The organism is Hallella bergensis DSM 17361 (assembly GCF_000160535.1).
GTDB classification, from domain to species: Bacteria; Bacteroidota; Bacteroidia; order Bacteroidales; family Bacteroidaceae; genus Prevotella; species Prevotella bergensis.
Genome location: NZ_GG704781.1, coordinates 232064 through 247956, shown reverse-complemented (window position 1 = coordinate 247956; position 15893 = coordinate 232064). Strand labels below are relative to the sequence as shown.

Here is a 15893-nt window from a genome sequence, read left to right as displayed (position 1 = left end):
CAGGCATGAAACATATAGGATGTATTATTACAGTCTTAGCGATGATATATGGAGGATGCGCTCAAGCAACAAGCCTGTTTAAAAACCAAAAAAGTGATTATAAGATAATACTATTCCAAAATGCTTCCGTTTCAGAGCATACCGCCGCAGAAGACCTTCGTATATATCTGAAACAGATAAGCGGTGCCGACATTTTAATTGTATCACCTGACAGAGCCGCCAAAAAAAACAACATATTCATAGGCTACCATCCCAGCATCGCCAAATACACCTCTAAGACTAAGCCCGATGCAGACGATGATAGTTTTACCTATAAAACGGAAGGTGACAACTTATATATCTACGGAGGAAGTCAGCGAGGCACAATGTATGGGGTGTATGCTTTCCTCGAAAACGAACTTGGAGTAAGGTGGTACACCCATGAGGTGACGAAAGTCCCAACCATACAGCAGTATATCTTGCCTGATTTAAACCATACCGAAAAACCTTCTATTAAATACAGGTACGTAGAGTTTAAGCACTTTCACACAGACTCTGCGCTATATGCCCGTAATAAGATGAACATGGTGTGGGATGCAGCGCCTACCAAATATGGGGAATTGTATAACTATTGGGGTATACATACATCAGAATGGCTGATTCCTACAAAAAAATATTTTGAAACACATCCAGAATACTTTAGTTACAGAAAAGGTAGAAGGATACCCCATAGCCAACTATGCCTTTCCAATCCAGAGGTATTAAATACAGTAGTTGCAAACCTGAAAACGAAGATTAACCCTGTTATAAACTACTGGGGATATGATGTTTCCCAAAACGACAATCTATTATACTGCGAATGCAATAATTGTAAAAAGATTGAGGCACAATACGGTGGCCACTCTGGTATATGGATTTGGTTTGTAAACCAGGTGGCTGCTAAGTTTCCACACATCACTATCGGAACATTTGCTTATCAATACACACGCCATGCTCCAAAGAACATCAAACCCAGAGCCAACGTATTGATTCGGTTGTGTTCTATTGAATGTTGCTTTGCTCACCCCATAGAGTCGTGTCCCCCAAACCAGTCCTTTATAAAAGATTATAAAGACTGGATGGCACTAACAGACAATATTTTTATATGGGACTATGTAGTTAATTTTAACCAATATCTAATACCCTTTCCTAATTTTGGAGTGCTAAAACCTAATATACAGACCTTTGTAAAGAACAAGTCGGTTGCAGTACTGGAGTCAGGCCAATACACATCGGGCGACGGCGAGTTCTCGGAAATGAAAGCTTGGGTTCTCTCCAAACTCTTGTGGAATTCTGAACTGAACACTGACAGTTTGGTGAATGACTTCATATGTGGATATTATGGCAAGGCTGCACCATCCATAAGAAAATACTACGATCTATGCCAAGACTTGGTAAAACAGGACACCCACATGGGTTGCCATATTAAAGGAACTAATAAAATATTTACTGACAAATTCATATCAGACGCAGAACCATTAATACAGACAGCCTACGCACAATCTGAAAATAAGAAGATAAAGCATAGGGTTAAGATGGTAGACTTACAAATACTATATCTAAAGTTTGTACGCAATAGAGTCAAATCGTTTACAGACGGAACCTATGCACGACTTTTACAAATAATGAAAGAGGAGCGACCATATATCAATGAAGCTATAAGTGCTGAGGATTTTATAAATAAACAAGGATATATATGACTGGCTATAGCTTTGTCAATTCTCTTATTTGTTACTATTATTACTCTTGTTCTTAGAAAATATATAAATCATGCCGGAAAAAAAAGACATTAACCCCATTGACTTGACAAAGATTGCACAATCTATTTGGAAGCATAAGAAAATATACTTGATAACATTGCCTATTGCATTTGTATTAGGTTGTTTTTATGTACTGAGTATTCCAAGATACTACAACTGCCAAGTAAAGCTGGCTCCGGAAACCGCTAATACCAACTTAGGAAACCTGGGCAGCCTTGCATCCTCAGTCGGCATAGATATCACAGGCAAAATGGGACACAACTTAGATGCAATATCTCCTGAACTTTATCCAGACCTGATGAGTTCAATAGATTTTCGAGTAAGTCTTTTTCCCGTGCAAATCAAAACCCAAGATAATCGTTTTGAAGACAATTACTACACCTACCTTGAACGTCATCGGAAAAGCCCTTGGTGGGCTGTCATCAGGGGCAAAATATCTGAAATATTAAAAAAGGAAGAAAAGTCTACTTATAATGGCGAAAAAAAAGTATCACCATTCCTCTTGTCGAAACGTCAGCATGATATTGCAGGGATTATTGGGGAAAATGTGAAATGTGCGGTAGACAAAAAAACTAATGTTATATCCATTGACGTTGAAGACCAAGACCCTTTGGTTGCAGCAACCATCGCAGACTCAGTAAGTTCTCGCCTTCAAACTTTTATCACAAACTACAGAACACAAAAGGCACGCAACGATTTGGCCTATGTCAAGGGACTTTATATTGAGGCTAAAAGCCTGTATGAAAAAGCACGGCAAAAATACGGAGCTTACGGAGATGCCAACATGGATTTGCTACTCCAATCTTACAAACTGAAGCAAGAAGACTTGGAAAATGATATGCAACTACGATATAACAACTACACTGCATTAGCAATGCAATATACTGCAGCCCAAGCAAAAGTTCAAGAAAAGACACCTGCATTTACTACATTGCAATCGGCATCCGTTCCCATCAAGCCAACAGGTCCCAAACGCATGATTATAGTAGCATTCGTTTTGCTGCTGACTTTCATCGGAACCTCACTGTATGTTTTCCAAAAAGACGCATAATACCATCTCCACAAGCATCAGACGTGATAACATCAATAATCATAATACTGTTACTTACCTGTATCTTTGCTTTCTTTGAAGAGAGACTGGGCAAGTCAAAATGGTATATATATATAGGTTTGGGACTCTTATTGATATTCCTTACAGGATTCCGACCTTTGGGTATGGATAATGATGCCGAAGCTTATGAGCAATATTTTCTACATTATGACACCCCAGTCTACGAGAAGGTTGTAGAATATTCTTTCCGCCTGGCTTCGAAATGGCTATATCATATTTTTGGGGATGTTCACAGTATCTTCCTACTGTACGCCTTTTTGGGTATTTCTATCAAGTTTGCTGCTCTCAAGAAGCTAACGCCCTTGGTGTTTTTAGCACTGGTGATATACATGGGCAACTATTTTATACTGCATGAATTTACACAAATAAGAGCAGGAGTTGCTTCCAGCATTATGCTTCTTGCCATAAAACCACTTGGAGATGGTAGGCGATGGCATGCCCTAATCTTGATGTTGATCGCCATATTCTTCCACTATTCTTCGCTCCTCATGATACCATTACTTCTTCTGACCAATCGAGACATGACAAAACAACAGCGATTAATATGGGCTTTGCTGGTACCAGCAGGTTACGTTGCTTACATAATGCAAGTTAGCATCACAGCATTACCAATTCCATATATTGGAGACAAGCTGGAAATCTATCAAGACTTAAAAGAGCAAGGCTTTTTAGACGAAATTAATGTCTTTAACTTGGTGTTCCTTGTCCATATCATAATATACCTGTACTTACTATACATGTATGATCTCATAAAGGGGCATAACCTTTATTTCCCCATCATGATCAAAATGATGGGATTATCGGTATTCTCTTTTGTCGCTTTGTCTTCTTTACCGGTGTTAGCGTTCCGTGTAAGCGAATTATATGGTATTGTAGAAATTATTCTATTCACCAATATTTATTATACCGTGAAACCAGCATGGGTATCCAGATGTATTGTCATGTTCATAGGCATAACTATGTTCTGTATTAATGTGTTCTACAACGAACTGTTACAAATCATATAAGTATGCTAAAAAACTTCTTTGATAAATATATGCAGGGTAACAAGCGCACAGTTTTGTTGAAAAAGAACATACTTGGCTCTTTTTTCATTAAAGGATGGACCTGTCTTGTTCAGCTGATATTGGTTCCTGTCACTCTCGACTGCTTGAACCAGTACGAATATGGGATATGGCTTACTATCAGCAGTCTGCTCATTTGGATAGACTCTTTTGATATTGGCTTGGGAAATGGGCTAAGAAATCTTCTTGCCGAGTCCATTGCTAAGAATGATCTTAAAAAGGGTCAACAGCAAGTAAGTACAGCTTTCTTCATGCTTGTATGCATAATATTACCGACTATACCCATATTTACAAGTATAGTACATAAAATAAACTGTTATAAGTTATTCAATGTTGATCCACAATTAACGCATAATTTAGAATATATTTTAATTGCATCATATACCATTGTAGCTATTACATTTATATTTAAATTCATCGGAAATATATACATGGCTCTTCAATTGCCTGCAATAACCAATTTATTAATTGGAATTGGACATACTATTTCATTGTTTCTCATATATACTATTTCAAGATTAGGTAATGCAACTCTGTTCCATGTTGCTGTTATCTATACGATTTCTCCACTGATAGTGTATCTCTTTTCGTACCCTATTACATTTACTAAATACAAATATCTCACACCATCCATTAGGCTGTTTGACTACAAAGAACTCAAGCCCTTATTTGGGTTAGGAATAAAATTTTTCCTGGCCCAAATATCTGGCATGGTTATTTTTGCGTCATCCAATATATTAATATCACGACTTTTCTCGCCTAAGGAAGTCACCCCCTACCAAATAGCCTATCGATATTTTGGTATGGTGAATATAATATTCACTCTAATATCTGCTCCCCTTTGGTCTGCAACAACTAATGCATATACACAAGGAGATACTGCATGGATTAGTAATGCTGTAAAAAAAATGAGAAAAATAATATTTTTACTTTCTTTTTTACTAATTATTATGATTATAACTTCCCAATTTGTCTATAGCTTTTGGGTTGGAGACACTATAGAGATTCCGTTAGAGTTATCTATTTCCATGGCATGCTATATGTTTGTCATTATTTATGGTACATGCTATTCTAACATTATCTGCGGAATGGGTAAAATTCAGTTAATCACCATCATTACTATTATTGAAGCTTTATGTTATATTCCTATGGCTTTATTTTTAGGTAAGTATTTAGGTGTTTATGGAATTGTGGCTGCACTTATATTTGTTAATTCGATTAGTGCAATTACTAATCACCTACAATACAGGTATATTATATCAGAACGCGCATATGGTCTTTGGAACAAATGAAAATATGGAAAATATGGATGTTAAAATATTAGCTATTGTTGTTTTATATAATCCGGATATTAAACTTCTCTATAAAAATATATCTGCATTCCAACAGCACGTAAATAAAATAATATTATGGAATAACAGTAGCAATACTATGACGACTTTGCGAATTAATCAATTGGCTGAGACCTCTTCAAAAATCATAGTTATGCATCAAAATGAGAACATGGGCATATCTGTTGCATTAAATTACGGATGGTCATTTGCCAAAGAATATGGGTATAACACTATTCTAACTATGGATCAAGACTCTGTTTTTTATAATTTTCCTGTTTTTAAAAATAAGGTTATAGACCTTTGGTATAAAGGACACCAATGTATTTGTGGCCCCATATGCACACCTAAAACAACATGTAAGACCTATGATGATTTTATAGAGAAAAAACATATTATAACCTCTGGAATGCTTGTTCCAATAGAACTATTAGATAAAGTTGGCGGATACTGTGAAGATTTTTTTGTAGACGGAATAGACATTGACCTATGTGTAAAAGCACGAAAATATAACTACAAATCATTATTATATAGAGGAGCATATTTAACTCAAATATATGGAATACCACAAAGCAAAAGGATTCTTGGAAAGACAATTCACAGTTCCGGGTATTCGCCAAACAGGCTGCGTGAAATATTCAAAAACCACATTATCATCTATAGAAAATATAACTATCCATTAGATATTCTAATACATATACTATACCTTTATGTACTGGGGTTTACCATAAAAGGCGTACTACTTATAGAAAACAATAAAAAAGAGAAATTAAAGGCTATCTGTCAAGGAATTAAGGAGGGGATATCTGCAAAAATATAAACAGGATATTACAATGAACAAATGCATTTTTACTATTGTTGCCAAAAATTATATTGGCTTAGGACAGATTTTAGAACAGTCTGTCAGAGATCATCACGATGATATAGATTTTTATATCTTTGTTGCAGATGAATTCACGGTCATGCCTAACGACTTAAAAAGCAATATAATTATAGCAAAAAAATGTTTGGAATATACGGATTCTGAATGGACTGATATGTCTTTCAAATATGACTTGACAGAGTTCTGCACATCTATAAAGCCAGGGTGCTTCCAACATCTATTTGACAAAGGGTATGATGCAGTTGTATATTTTGACCCAGACATCTATGTATTTTCTCCACTCACCAATATTTTTGACAAACTTGTCAACTATGATATAACCCTTACTCCACAGATTGCAGGTATCCATATTAACTACACAGGAGAGCACCCAGAATGGGCTATGAATGTAAATGGCATTTTCAATCTTGGCTTTTGTGGAATGAGGTCTACCAAACTCACAGCTAACATACTAAACTGGTGGCGTGTTCGACTCATGAGCAATGCCTACATGGACAGGAGCATCGGCGATTTTACTGATCAAAAGTGGATGGATTGGATGCCGGGCTTCCTTGGTAATGACCATTTATATGTATTTCGCGAATTAGGCATGAATATGGCTCCTTGGAACTTTTTCGAACGAGAAATATTCGTTAGAGAAGACAACCAATTATTTGTAAGATATCGAACTAATGACAACCCTCAAAGAGAAGATGCGTTAGTCTTTCTCCACTTTGCCGGATATGATTATCAAAAGATGAAAGAAGGAATTATCTCAAGGAAACGAATAGAAAATCTTCAGGAATACGACGATTTGAGTTTAGCTACCAATATTTACTGCAAGGCGATTATCCAACATCAGGCAACTTTTGATAAGTATATATCCTACCCTTATTCATATGCAACCTATAATAATGGAGACCGTATTGCCTCTTTTCACCGTAGACTTTACCATGGCATGACGGAAGCAGGCATAAGTTACGCAGATCCTTTTGCAACAGATAAAAATACTTTTCACTCACAAATCAAAAAGAAAAAAATGATCATATCTACAAATATAGATAAGCTAAACAAAAGAAACATAGAGGGGGTTGATAAGAAAAAAAGAATGATAGGCATACTATTCTCACTACTCTATAGAGTAATGGGGTATAAGCGATATAGCTTATTCATTAAAAGTCTATATAATTACTGTAGACCAGAATTGCACACATTCTTAATTTACAAAACCAAGCATTAAGATGAAGAAAATTATATACATAAGGAAAGCTCCTCAAGGAAGCAATGATGGTACAGCAAATTATTGCAAAGCACTGTATGCAATGTTTTGCAATGACTTAGAAACTCGGGCTAATCCTATTGTAGACTATCCCGTCACCCCATCCAGAGTTTTTAAATACTATTACCGTAAAAAAACATTGATAGATGCCATTAAAAAAGCTGACATTGTACATATTAATGGCTATACCGCCATGGGTACCGCTCAATCCTTGTACTATGCACACAAACTTGGAAAAAAAGTTATATATACAGCACATTGGCATCCTTTTCAATATTTATGCCATCCTACTTTAGGAAAGATATTTTTTAACATGATTATCAAACCATTGGTAAAAAGATGCGTTGACAAAATTGTTACTATTAATAATGAAGACACTGCATTCTTCCAATCGTTCCACTCACAGGTTCACCAAATTCCCCACTGGTACATCCCCAAAAAAACAGAGGAAATCATACCAAAGAAAAAGAATATGATTCTTTTCATTGGCAGAATTAATGACCCTGTAAAGAATATAGGAATTCTATATAGCCTACCTATAGGGAAGTACGAAGTGCACTGCGTTGGTACTGGAGAACTTCAGAAAAGACCTGATTTTATACAGCACGTCAACATTTCAAACAAAGAGCTAACACACCTTTACGCACAGGCATCCTTAGTTGTTATTCCGTCAAAGTACGAGGCTTTTTCTTACGTGGCCTTAGAAGCAATGGGACAAGATACACCTGTTGTCATGTCGGGAAGAGTAAGAATCTCCGACTATCTACACGGTGTCAAAGGGCACAGCATTTTCAACTACAACGACAGCCAAGATTTTCTTGACAAAATAGAGAATACAATAGGTACAGAAGTTGATACAAAAACCATTAAAGAGATTTTTTCTCCAGATAGAATTAAACCCTTATACAAGAAGCTTTATTTGAAATAAAATGCGTAAATTTGCTTCAAACCTATATAAATACAAATATTTTAGTCTATGAATATACTTGTTACTGGTGGTGCTGGATTTATCGGTTCACATTTATGCGACACTCTTTTAGCCGATGGCCACACGGTTACGGTGGTGGACAATATGGTTTTGGGCTGTCGTGAAAACATCGCCCATCTTAAGAATAACACAAACTTTCTATTTATCAAGGAAGATTTACTGAACATGGAATCCATGCATAAGATTTTTTCGAAGGGAAAGTTTGACATGGTTTATCACCTTGCAGCAAATTCGGACATACAGAAAGGAGGCAGCGACCCACAAGTAGACTATGCCCTGACCTTCAACACCACTTTCAACGTGCTGATGCTAATGAAGGAATTTCAGGTAAAAAAACTCTTTTTTTCCTCTACCTCTGCTATCTTTGGAGAGGCCATCGGCAAACTGAATGAGGAATTTGGCCCCCTACGCCCAGTATCAAACTATGGTGCTGGCAAATTAGCAAGCGAGGCATTCATCAGTGCTTTCAGCAATACTTACAATATCAAGACATGGATTACACGTTTCCCCAATGTGGTTGGAGAGCGGTTTACACATGGTGTAATTTTTGATTTTATTAAGAAACTCCACAACAATCCCAAGGAATTGGAGGTTCTGGGCAATGGCGAACAATGCAAGCCTTATATATATGTGAAAGACCTCATTGAGGGCATCCAGTTTGTCATCAATCATTCTGAAGAACGTTTCAACGTTTACAACCTTGGACCGGATAGTCGTACAAAAGTAAAAGAAATTGCCAAAATGGTAATAGAGGAGATGGAACTCGATGCCTCTATCCGCTATACTGGAGGTGACCGTGGTTGGGTGGGCGATGTACCTGAGTTCAGCTACGATCTCTCGAAGATCAATGCAATAGGCTGGAATGACCCTAAAACATCTAATGAGGCCGTAAGAACTGCCATCCAAAAAGCATTGGGAAAATGAAAGTTGTAATTATTGCTGGTGGTCAGGGAACACGCATTGCATCATTAAACAGCGAGATTCCCAAGGCCATGATACCCGTTTGCGGGAAACCGGTGATTGAACATCAGGTAGAAATGGCCAAGCGATATGGCTTTACAGAGTTCATTTTCCTAATAGGTTACTTAGGTGAACAGGTTGAAAGTTATTTCGGAAATGGAAGCCACTGGGATGTTCACATCGACTATTACCACGAAACAACCCCTCTAGGAACGGCTGGAGCTATTGCAGAAGTACGAGATAAGCTTTCCGACGATTTTTTTGTCTTCTACGGCGACACCGTAATGGACGTCGACATGAGACGCATGGAAACTTTCCACAAAGAACATAGAGCCGATGCAACCCTATTTGTTCATCCCAACGACCACCCATACGATTCCGACATTGTAATATTGGACAAGGATCATCGGGTCATGAGTATTGCAACAAAACCACATGCTGACGACTTTGTGAGCCACAACATCGTAAATGCCGCACTATTTATCTTCAGTAAAAACATAGTGGACTGTATTGAAAAAGGCACCAAGACTCATATTGAGAAAAATGTATTGCCCGAGTGTATTAAGCGTGGCATGAAACTTTATGGTTACCTTTCTTCTGAGTACGTGAAAGACATGGGGACGCCTGAGAGATACGAGGCTGCGTGTAAGGCCTGGGCATGCGGTCAGGTCGCAAGTATGAACTTCAGCAATCAGCGCAAGGCAATATTTCTCGATAGGGACGGTGTAATCAACGAGGATACTGGATTAGTGTACAAACCTAGTCATCTTGTACTAATTGATGGTGTGGAAGAGGCTTTGAAATACATTCACCAGAAAGGATACTTAGCCGTGGTTGTAACCAACCAATCAGTTATTGCAAGAAATCTGTGTACCATTGATGAACTATATGCAATAAATGCACGCATGGAAACGTTATTAGGAAAAAAGAATGCATTCATCGATGCTTTATATTTCTGTCCTCATCATCCACACAGAGGTTACCCAGAGGAGCGCAAGGAATATAAAATCGTATGTGACTGCCGAAAGCCTGCTCCAGGAATGCTTCTGAAGGCCGCGAAAGAACTAAACATCAATCTATCAGAATCAGTGATGATTGGCGACAACGCCAGTGATGTTCAAGCAGGTATCAATGCCAAAGTGAAACAGTCCTTTCTCATACCCAAAAATCAACCTGGTGCACTTTTAGAACTGCTAAAGAAAGAAATTTAATAATGATTATAACACGAACTCCTTTTCGGATATCATTTGCTGGCGGAGGATCAGACTTACCTGCTTTTTATCGCAAAGAGCCAGGGGCTGTGCTGAGTACTACCATTGACAAGTACATGTACATCGTGATTCATCCATTCTTTAACAAAAAGAAAATTCAACTTAAATACTCCAAAACAGAGTTGGTAGACTACATTTCCGACATCCAACACCCTATTTTCCGAGAGGTGTTGGGGATGTATGACCTGAAAGGTGTTGATGTTAATTCCATCGCTGACATTCCTGCGGGAACGGGTATGGGATCCAGCAGCAGTTTTACCGTAGGTCTTCTCAATGCTGTAAGAGCCTACATTGGCAAGTTTTCCAGCGCAGAAAAGCTGGCTTCCCTGGCTTGTGAAACAGAGATTAATCGTGTTGGGAGCCCTATCGGCAAACAAGATCAATATGCTGCCGCCTACGGTGGTATCAACTACATTACTTTTTATCCCGACGAGTCCGTAAAAGTAGAAAAGGTCTTATTAAGTAACTCTCTAAAAAAACAGCTTGAAGAGAGCCTACTTCTTATTCATGTGGGTGGAAGTCACTCTGCCAACGAAATACTGCAAGCCCAGCAGACCGCTATCAGCGATGCAAAGAAACTGGATACACAAAGAAAAATGGTTAAAATGGCCGAAGACCTTCGCAAGACTTTACAAAAAGGAAACATCCAGGACTTTGGCATGGTCCTCCATGAAGGATGGGAGATGAAGCGCTCCCTGGTATCAAGCATTTCAAACAACGAAATAGATGATATATATCGTCAAGGACTCAAAGCTGGGGCATTGGGCGGGAAACTCCTCGGTGCAGGCGGTGCAGGATTCTTGCTATTCTACTGCCCTAAGGAAAAACAAGATTATTTCAGACACGAAATGCACAGTTTCATGGAGGTAGAATTCAGGTTCGACAATTTTGGATCACAAGTTGTGTACGTCGGCGATAAGTTCATCCAATAACTTAAAATAGGATAACAATGGATTACAAAAAAGATATTGCAAAATATTTTGAGAGGGTTAAAGCCACTATTGATAAGGTGTCTATAGACGACTTAAACAATCTCCTCAACCTGCTCAACCAGGCCAGAGACAATGGCAAGTTTGTATTTATCTGTGGCAATGGGGGATCGGCCTCTACTGCTTCCCATTATTGCTGCGATTTCAACAAAGGCATTTCTTCTGAGCAGGAGAGTAAGTTTCGCTTTGTATGCCTAAGTGACAACATGCCCTCCATGATGGCCTATGCCAACGATTTCTGTTGGGAAGAAATTTTTGTTGGTCCCCTCCGCAACCTCTTCAATCCTGGCGATTATGTCATCGGCATCAGTGGTTCCGGTAATTCTTCCAACGTAATTAAGGCTTTGCAATATGCTAATGAAAACGGTGGCGTATCTATCGGTATTACCGGATACGATGGTGGCATGATCAAACAGATAAGTCAGCATAACGTCCATGTTCCCGTAATGGACATGCAAATATCAGAAGACCTTCATCTTATGCTTGACCATTGCATGATGAGCATCCTTTGCAAATATGGAGAACAACGATAAATTGCACCATCCATTAGTTTCTATCGTGATGGCCACGTTCAACGAGTCTGTGAACTTCATTACGGAAGCCATTGAAAGCATCCTCCATCAGACATACAACAATTGGGAATTACTAATTTGTGATGACAGCACCAATGCAAAAACTATTGATGCTATTAATCAATTAGCCAATACCGATTCACGTATCAAGATTATCAGGAAAAGTGAGCGAATGGGATTTGTTAATGCACTCAACGAGGGACTTTCAAATGCCAAGGGAGAACTTATTGCTAGAATGGATGGTGACGACATCGCAATAGACACACGTCTGGAAAAGCAAGTGGCCTTTGCTGCCACCCATCCGAACATTAGCTTATTCGGTGGAAACATATACATCATCAACGAGCAAGGAGAAGTGCTTACTGAACGACATTACGAAACATCCCCTCATAAAATACAACGGATGTTCATGTACAGGAACCCCTTTGCACATCCAACCATCATGTTCCGACGAAATATCATTGATCGTGGTTTCTTATATGACACTCAATTCAAGAAGGCAGAAGACGTAGAGTTCTATCTTCGCCTCTATAAGAATGGCTATCAGTTTAGAAATTTAAATGACTTTTTGCTGAAATACCGAGTAGTAGGTGATATGCAGAAGAAAAGACAGTTGGACAATTGGTATTTTAACCATAAGGCAAGATCAAAAAATTTCATACGCTCCAAACCTCTGTTTAGCATTTGCTCTTGGTTTATTTCCTTAGTATACAAATACACCCCCAAAAAAGTAATTTCATATTTATATAAAAGGGAAAATCAAGCAAAGAGATTAAAATAAGTACAAGTTACATTTGAATTATTCCCTACTTCCGTGCAATATGATTCATTAACGGCCGTTATATAATAATAAAAAAGAAGATCAATGACTGGACCAATACCAGATTATATCAAATACAATGACGAAGTAGACAATCCACGATTCATTCCCGACGGCATGAATGAGTTTGAACGCAATATCAAGCGTACCGTTGATTTCTGCGCTGCAGCAGTCTGTTTGCTTGTATTCTCCCCTTTGTTCCTTATCTGCTACATTCTTGTCAAACGGGAGGACGGCGGCCCTACCATCTTCAAGCAGGAACGTATTGGGCGCTTTGGCAGACCCTTTACCATTTATAAGTTTAGAAGCATGAGAATAGATGCCGAAAAAGATGGGCCACAACTCTTCGGACACGAACACGACACACGCATGACTAAGATTGGACGATATCTCCGCGACCACCATCTCGATGAGTTGCCACAGCTATGGAATGTTGTCAAGGGCGATATGGCACTCATCGGACCAAGGCCGGAGCGAAAATATTACATCGACCAGATTGTCGAGCGTGACCCAAGATACTTTTATCTCTATCAAATTCGTCCGGGTGTCACCTCATACGCCACACTGTACAACGGCTACACCGACACCATGAAGAAGATGCTCAAGCGGCTTGAACTCGACCTCTACTATCTGGAGCATCGCTCATGGTGGTTCGATTTCAAAATTTTAGTTAAGACTTTCATCAATATTGTTTTTGGAAAGAAATTCTAAACACAAACCCCGGAAGCTTCGGCCTCCGGGGTGTCATTTTTATATGCCTTTTGAGTTAGAACTTTCTGTATATCAATCTTAATGTACTGCTCACCAGCACCAATCGGCTACCGGTGAGTTTCTCCACCTTGAATGTTTCGCTCAACCGGTTGATACCGTATGGTGTGAGCACAGCCACATCGGCCACTTCCGGGTCACCAAGGCTTCGGTCATTGAGTCGGGCATCCGAAAGCACCAACTGATCTCCATCATAAGAGAAACGAAACATATATTTTTCGCCCATGTCTGCATCGCGCACTTCGAGAAAACCACCTTGTACAGCAAGGTATTTCCTGTCTGTCGTCACATCCAAGCTCCCGCCCGTCCCAAGAGTGTCTATGCCTGTCAGCTGCCATAGTCCATCCAACTTGCCATTGTCTGATGTTTCCAAAAAATCGCCACAAGAGGCCAGTATCATGACGATGAATGCCAAACACTGAGTCATTATCATTTTTTTCATAAGCTGAATATTCCTGATTTGGATAATGTGATTTGGAAGCCTGCGTTATCACCCAATATCTTCCCGAAATCCATACCATACGCACCCGTCACTTTCCACTGCTTGGGGAAACGATATGCCGCCTCGACCAGAAAACTCGTGTTATACCGCTTGTCCGGGTAAGGGTTGTCATAGGTTCCATATCCTGTTTGATGAGTCAGGAGCACCCGGTAATCCAGTCTTTCTGTGGGTCGTCCGTCGAAGCCCAGGTGGTAAGCGACGAAGCGGTTGTTCTTAAATTCTATTCTGCCATCCGCGTTATAAACAGGTGACGTATATAGCGGATTACCTATCGCCTGTCCCCAGTGCTGCCATCCCGTAAAAATATAATGATTATAAAAGTTGTCTATCCCACTGACATGCTCTGACCTACCTTCCGTGTGGTCGTGATAAATCGGACCGCTTTGGTACTTGGTATAAATATATTCAAAAACAATATTACGGAACCATCTGCCATGTTTCAGATTGAACTCTGCACCAAGCATCAAGTCCTTCAAATCGTACATAAAATAATGTCTGCGCTTCCTTACATTCCATTCCTCCCCTTCTCCGTAACCGTCATAGTCTAAGAAAAGCATGGACGAATGGTCTTCAAAATACTTGTCGGCATACACGCTCAGGTTCCACCCATCTGTGTTATAGTTCGCCCGGAACAACCAGCTGCCCAAGATATTTCCCTCTTCGTTCTGGTAGACAGTTCCATGTTCCGGAGCGTCGGCACCACCAGGAACCAACGCTTTTAAAAAGCTCTTGACACTCGATGCATTCTTCATGGGCATCATTTTGCCTTCAGCACCAGGCTGGTAACTTGTTCCGCCAAACTGCGAGGCCATCTCCACACCCAACTCCACCGAAAAAGGCAAGAATCTATCTTCTTCACTCCCAATCTTCAGATAGCCTGCCTTGCTGTGGTAAAGCACATCATCAGCATATTTGGATGCCTTACCCGTAAAATCATGTTGCCACTGGTCATCGGTCATCTTGCCGTATGCCAAGTGTCCCTTAATATGAAACCACCGCCCCAAAACCGGTATGGTCCAGTATTTGGGCAGAGCCAGCCTTATCTGTGGCACAGGGCGTGCGTTGATACCAAACGTTTGCGACCCACTGCTCAGGCTGTTGTTCTTCAGTTCCATGGGATATTCCTTCGCACCGACACTCAACACACCGTGCAGCCACCGTGCTTCCACAAATGCCTGCTGCACGACCACGTCGCTCGTATAGTTCATCGGAACTGCCATATCTATACCATAGCCAACTCCCCAGCGCCTGGTCGAATCGTTGTTCAACGGACGTATAACCTGTCCACGGAGATAACCATTGTTCTTTTCCAACGACGACAAGCCATACTTGTTGGCATTCAACCACAACGGCGTCTTCTCCCCCGAAAACGATCCCTGTGCTTCTATTTCGTAAGTAATGTTCTTGCCCAAATCCAGTCTGTCGGCATCGGCACCTTCCTGCCATGCATATTGTGCAGAAGTCCTCAATGCCATCAACATCAAGACAAAAACAGTCGACAAATGCTTCATCTGATTCTAATTGTAATACTTGCAAAGATAGTACTTTTTAGGGATTTTCCCCCCTGGATGTAGGGAAAAACCTTTCCCATCCCACTA

At 39.7% G+C, this 15893-nt stretch carries 15 protein-coding genes; 13 read left to right on the top strand and 2 right to left on the bottom strand.

What is annotated here, in order from left to right:
• Positions 1-5: 5 nt before the first annotated feature.
• The 13 genes from HMPREF0645_RS05025 (at position 6) to HMPREF0645_RS04965 (ending at position 13736) form a co-directional block, all read left to right on the top strand.
• Complete coding sequence (locus HMPREF0645_RS05025; RefSeq protein WP_007173815.1) at positions 6-1718, top strand: DUF4838 domain-containing protein; 1713 nt, start codon at positions 6-8, stop codon at positions 1716-1718.
• 70 nt (positions 1719-1788) lie between these two features.
• A complete protein-coding gene (locus tag HMPREF0645_RS05020) occupies positions 1789-2829 on the top strand; it encodes a GumC domain-containing protein (RefSeq protein ID WP_007173814.1) in 1041 nt (346 codons plus the stop codon).
• A 23-nt stretch (positions 2830-2852) separates the two neighbouring features.
• The gene (locus HMPREF0645_RS05015; protein WP_007173813.1) at positions 2853-3896 is read left to right on the top strand and encodes an EpsG family protein; all 1044 of its coding nucleotides are present in this window, start codon (positions 2853-2855) and stop codon (positions 3894-3896) included.
• Between the two features lie 2 nt (positions 3897-3898).
• Positions 3899-5245 carry a lipopolysaccharide biosynthesis protein gene (locus HMPREF0645_RS05010; protein ID WP_007173812.1) on the top strand — a complete coding sequence of 449 codons (1347 nt, stop codon included), beginning with the start codon at positions 3899-3901 and terminating at the stop codon, positions 5243-5245.
• The gene (locus HMPREF0645_RS05005; RefSeq protein WP_007173811.1) at positions 5226-6104 is read left to right on the top strand and encodes a glycosyltransferase; all 879 of its coding nucleotides are present in this window, start codon (positions 5226-5228) and stop codon (positions 6102-6104) included. The genes HMPREF0645_RS05010 and HMPREF0645_RS05005 overlap by 20 nt, the downstream gene beginning before the upstream one ends.
• A gap of 13 nt (positions 6105-6117) precedes the next feature.
• Positions 6118-7386 carry a glycosyltransferase family protein gene (locus HMPREF0645_RS05000; protein WP_007173810.1) on the top strand — a complete coding sequence of 423 codons (1269 nt, stop codon included), beginning with the start codon at positions 6118-6120 and terminating at the stop codon, positions 7384-7386.
• 1 nt (position 7387) lies between these two features.
• Complete coding sequence (locus HMPREF0645_RS04995; protein ID WP_007173809.1) at positions 7388-8353, top strand: glycosyltransferase family 4 protein; 966 nt, start codon at positions 7388-7390, stop codon at positions 8351-8353.
• A 48-nt stretch (positions 8354-8401) separates the two neighbouring features.
• Positions 8402-9337, top strand: a complete 936-nt coding sequence (locus tag HMPREF0645_RS04990) for an SDR family NAD(P)-dependent oxidoreductase (protein ID WP_007173808.1) — start codon at positions 8402-8404, stop codon at positions 9335-9337.
• Positions 9334-10584 (top strand): D-glycero-beta-D-manno-heptose 1,7-bisphosphate 7-phosphatase, encoded by a 1251-nt coding sequence (gene gmhB / locus HMPREF0645_RS04985; protein WP_007173807.1) that lies wholly within the window; start codon positions 9334-9336, stop codon positions 10582-10584. Before HMPREF0645_RS04990 ends, gmhB begins: the two co-directional genes overlap by 4 nt.
• A gap of 2 nt (positions 10585-10586) precedes the next feature.
• Positions 10587-11576, top strand: a complete 990-nt coding sequence (locus HMPREF0645_RS04980; protein WP_007173806.1) for a GHMP family kinase ATP-binding protein — start codon at positions 10587-10589, stop codon at positions 11574-11576.
• Between the two features lie 17 nt (positions 11577-11593).
• A complete protein-coding gene (locus tag HMPREF0645_RS04975; RefSeq protein WP_007173805.1) occupies positions 11594-12166 on the top strand; it encodes an SIS domain-containing protein in 573 nt (190 codons plus the stop codon).
• Positions 12150-12986, top strand: a complete 837-nt coding sequence (locus HMPREF0645_RS04970; RefSeq protein WP_007173804.1) for a glycosyltransferase — start codon at positions 12150-12152, stop codon at positions 12984-12986. The genes HMPREF0645_RS04975 and HMPREF0645_RS04970 overlap by 17 nt, the downstream gene beginning before the upstream one ends.
• Positions 12987-13070: 84 nt before the next feature.
• Positions 13071-13736 (top strand): sugar transferase, encoded by a 666-nt coding sequence (locus HMPREF0645_RS04965; protein ID WP_007173803.1) that lies wholly within the window; start codon positions 13071-13073, stop codon positions 13734-13736.
• 55 nt (positions 13737-13791) lie between these two features.
• Here HMPREF0645_RS04965 and HMPREF0645_RS04960 read toward each other — a convergent pair whose 3' ends face one another.
• Positions 13792-14235: a lipocalin-like domain-containing protein gene (locus HMPREF0645_RS04960; protein ID WP_007173802.1), complete on the bottom strand. Its 444-nt coding sequence runs from the start codon at positions 14233-14235 to the stop codon at positions 13792-13794.
• Positions 14232-15806 (bottom strand): capsule assembly Wzi family protein, encoded by a 1575-nt coding sequence (locus HMPREF0645_RS04955; protein WP_007173801.1) that lies wholly within the window; start codon positions 15804-15806, stop codon positions 14232-14234. Before HMPREF0645_RS04955 ends, HMPREF0645_RS04960 begins: the two co-directional genes overlap by 4 nt.
• Positions 15807-15893 lie beyond the last annotated feature (87 nt).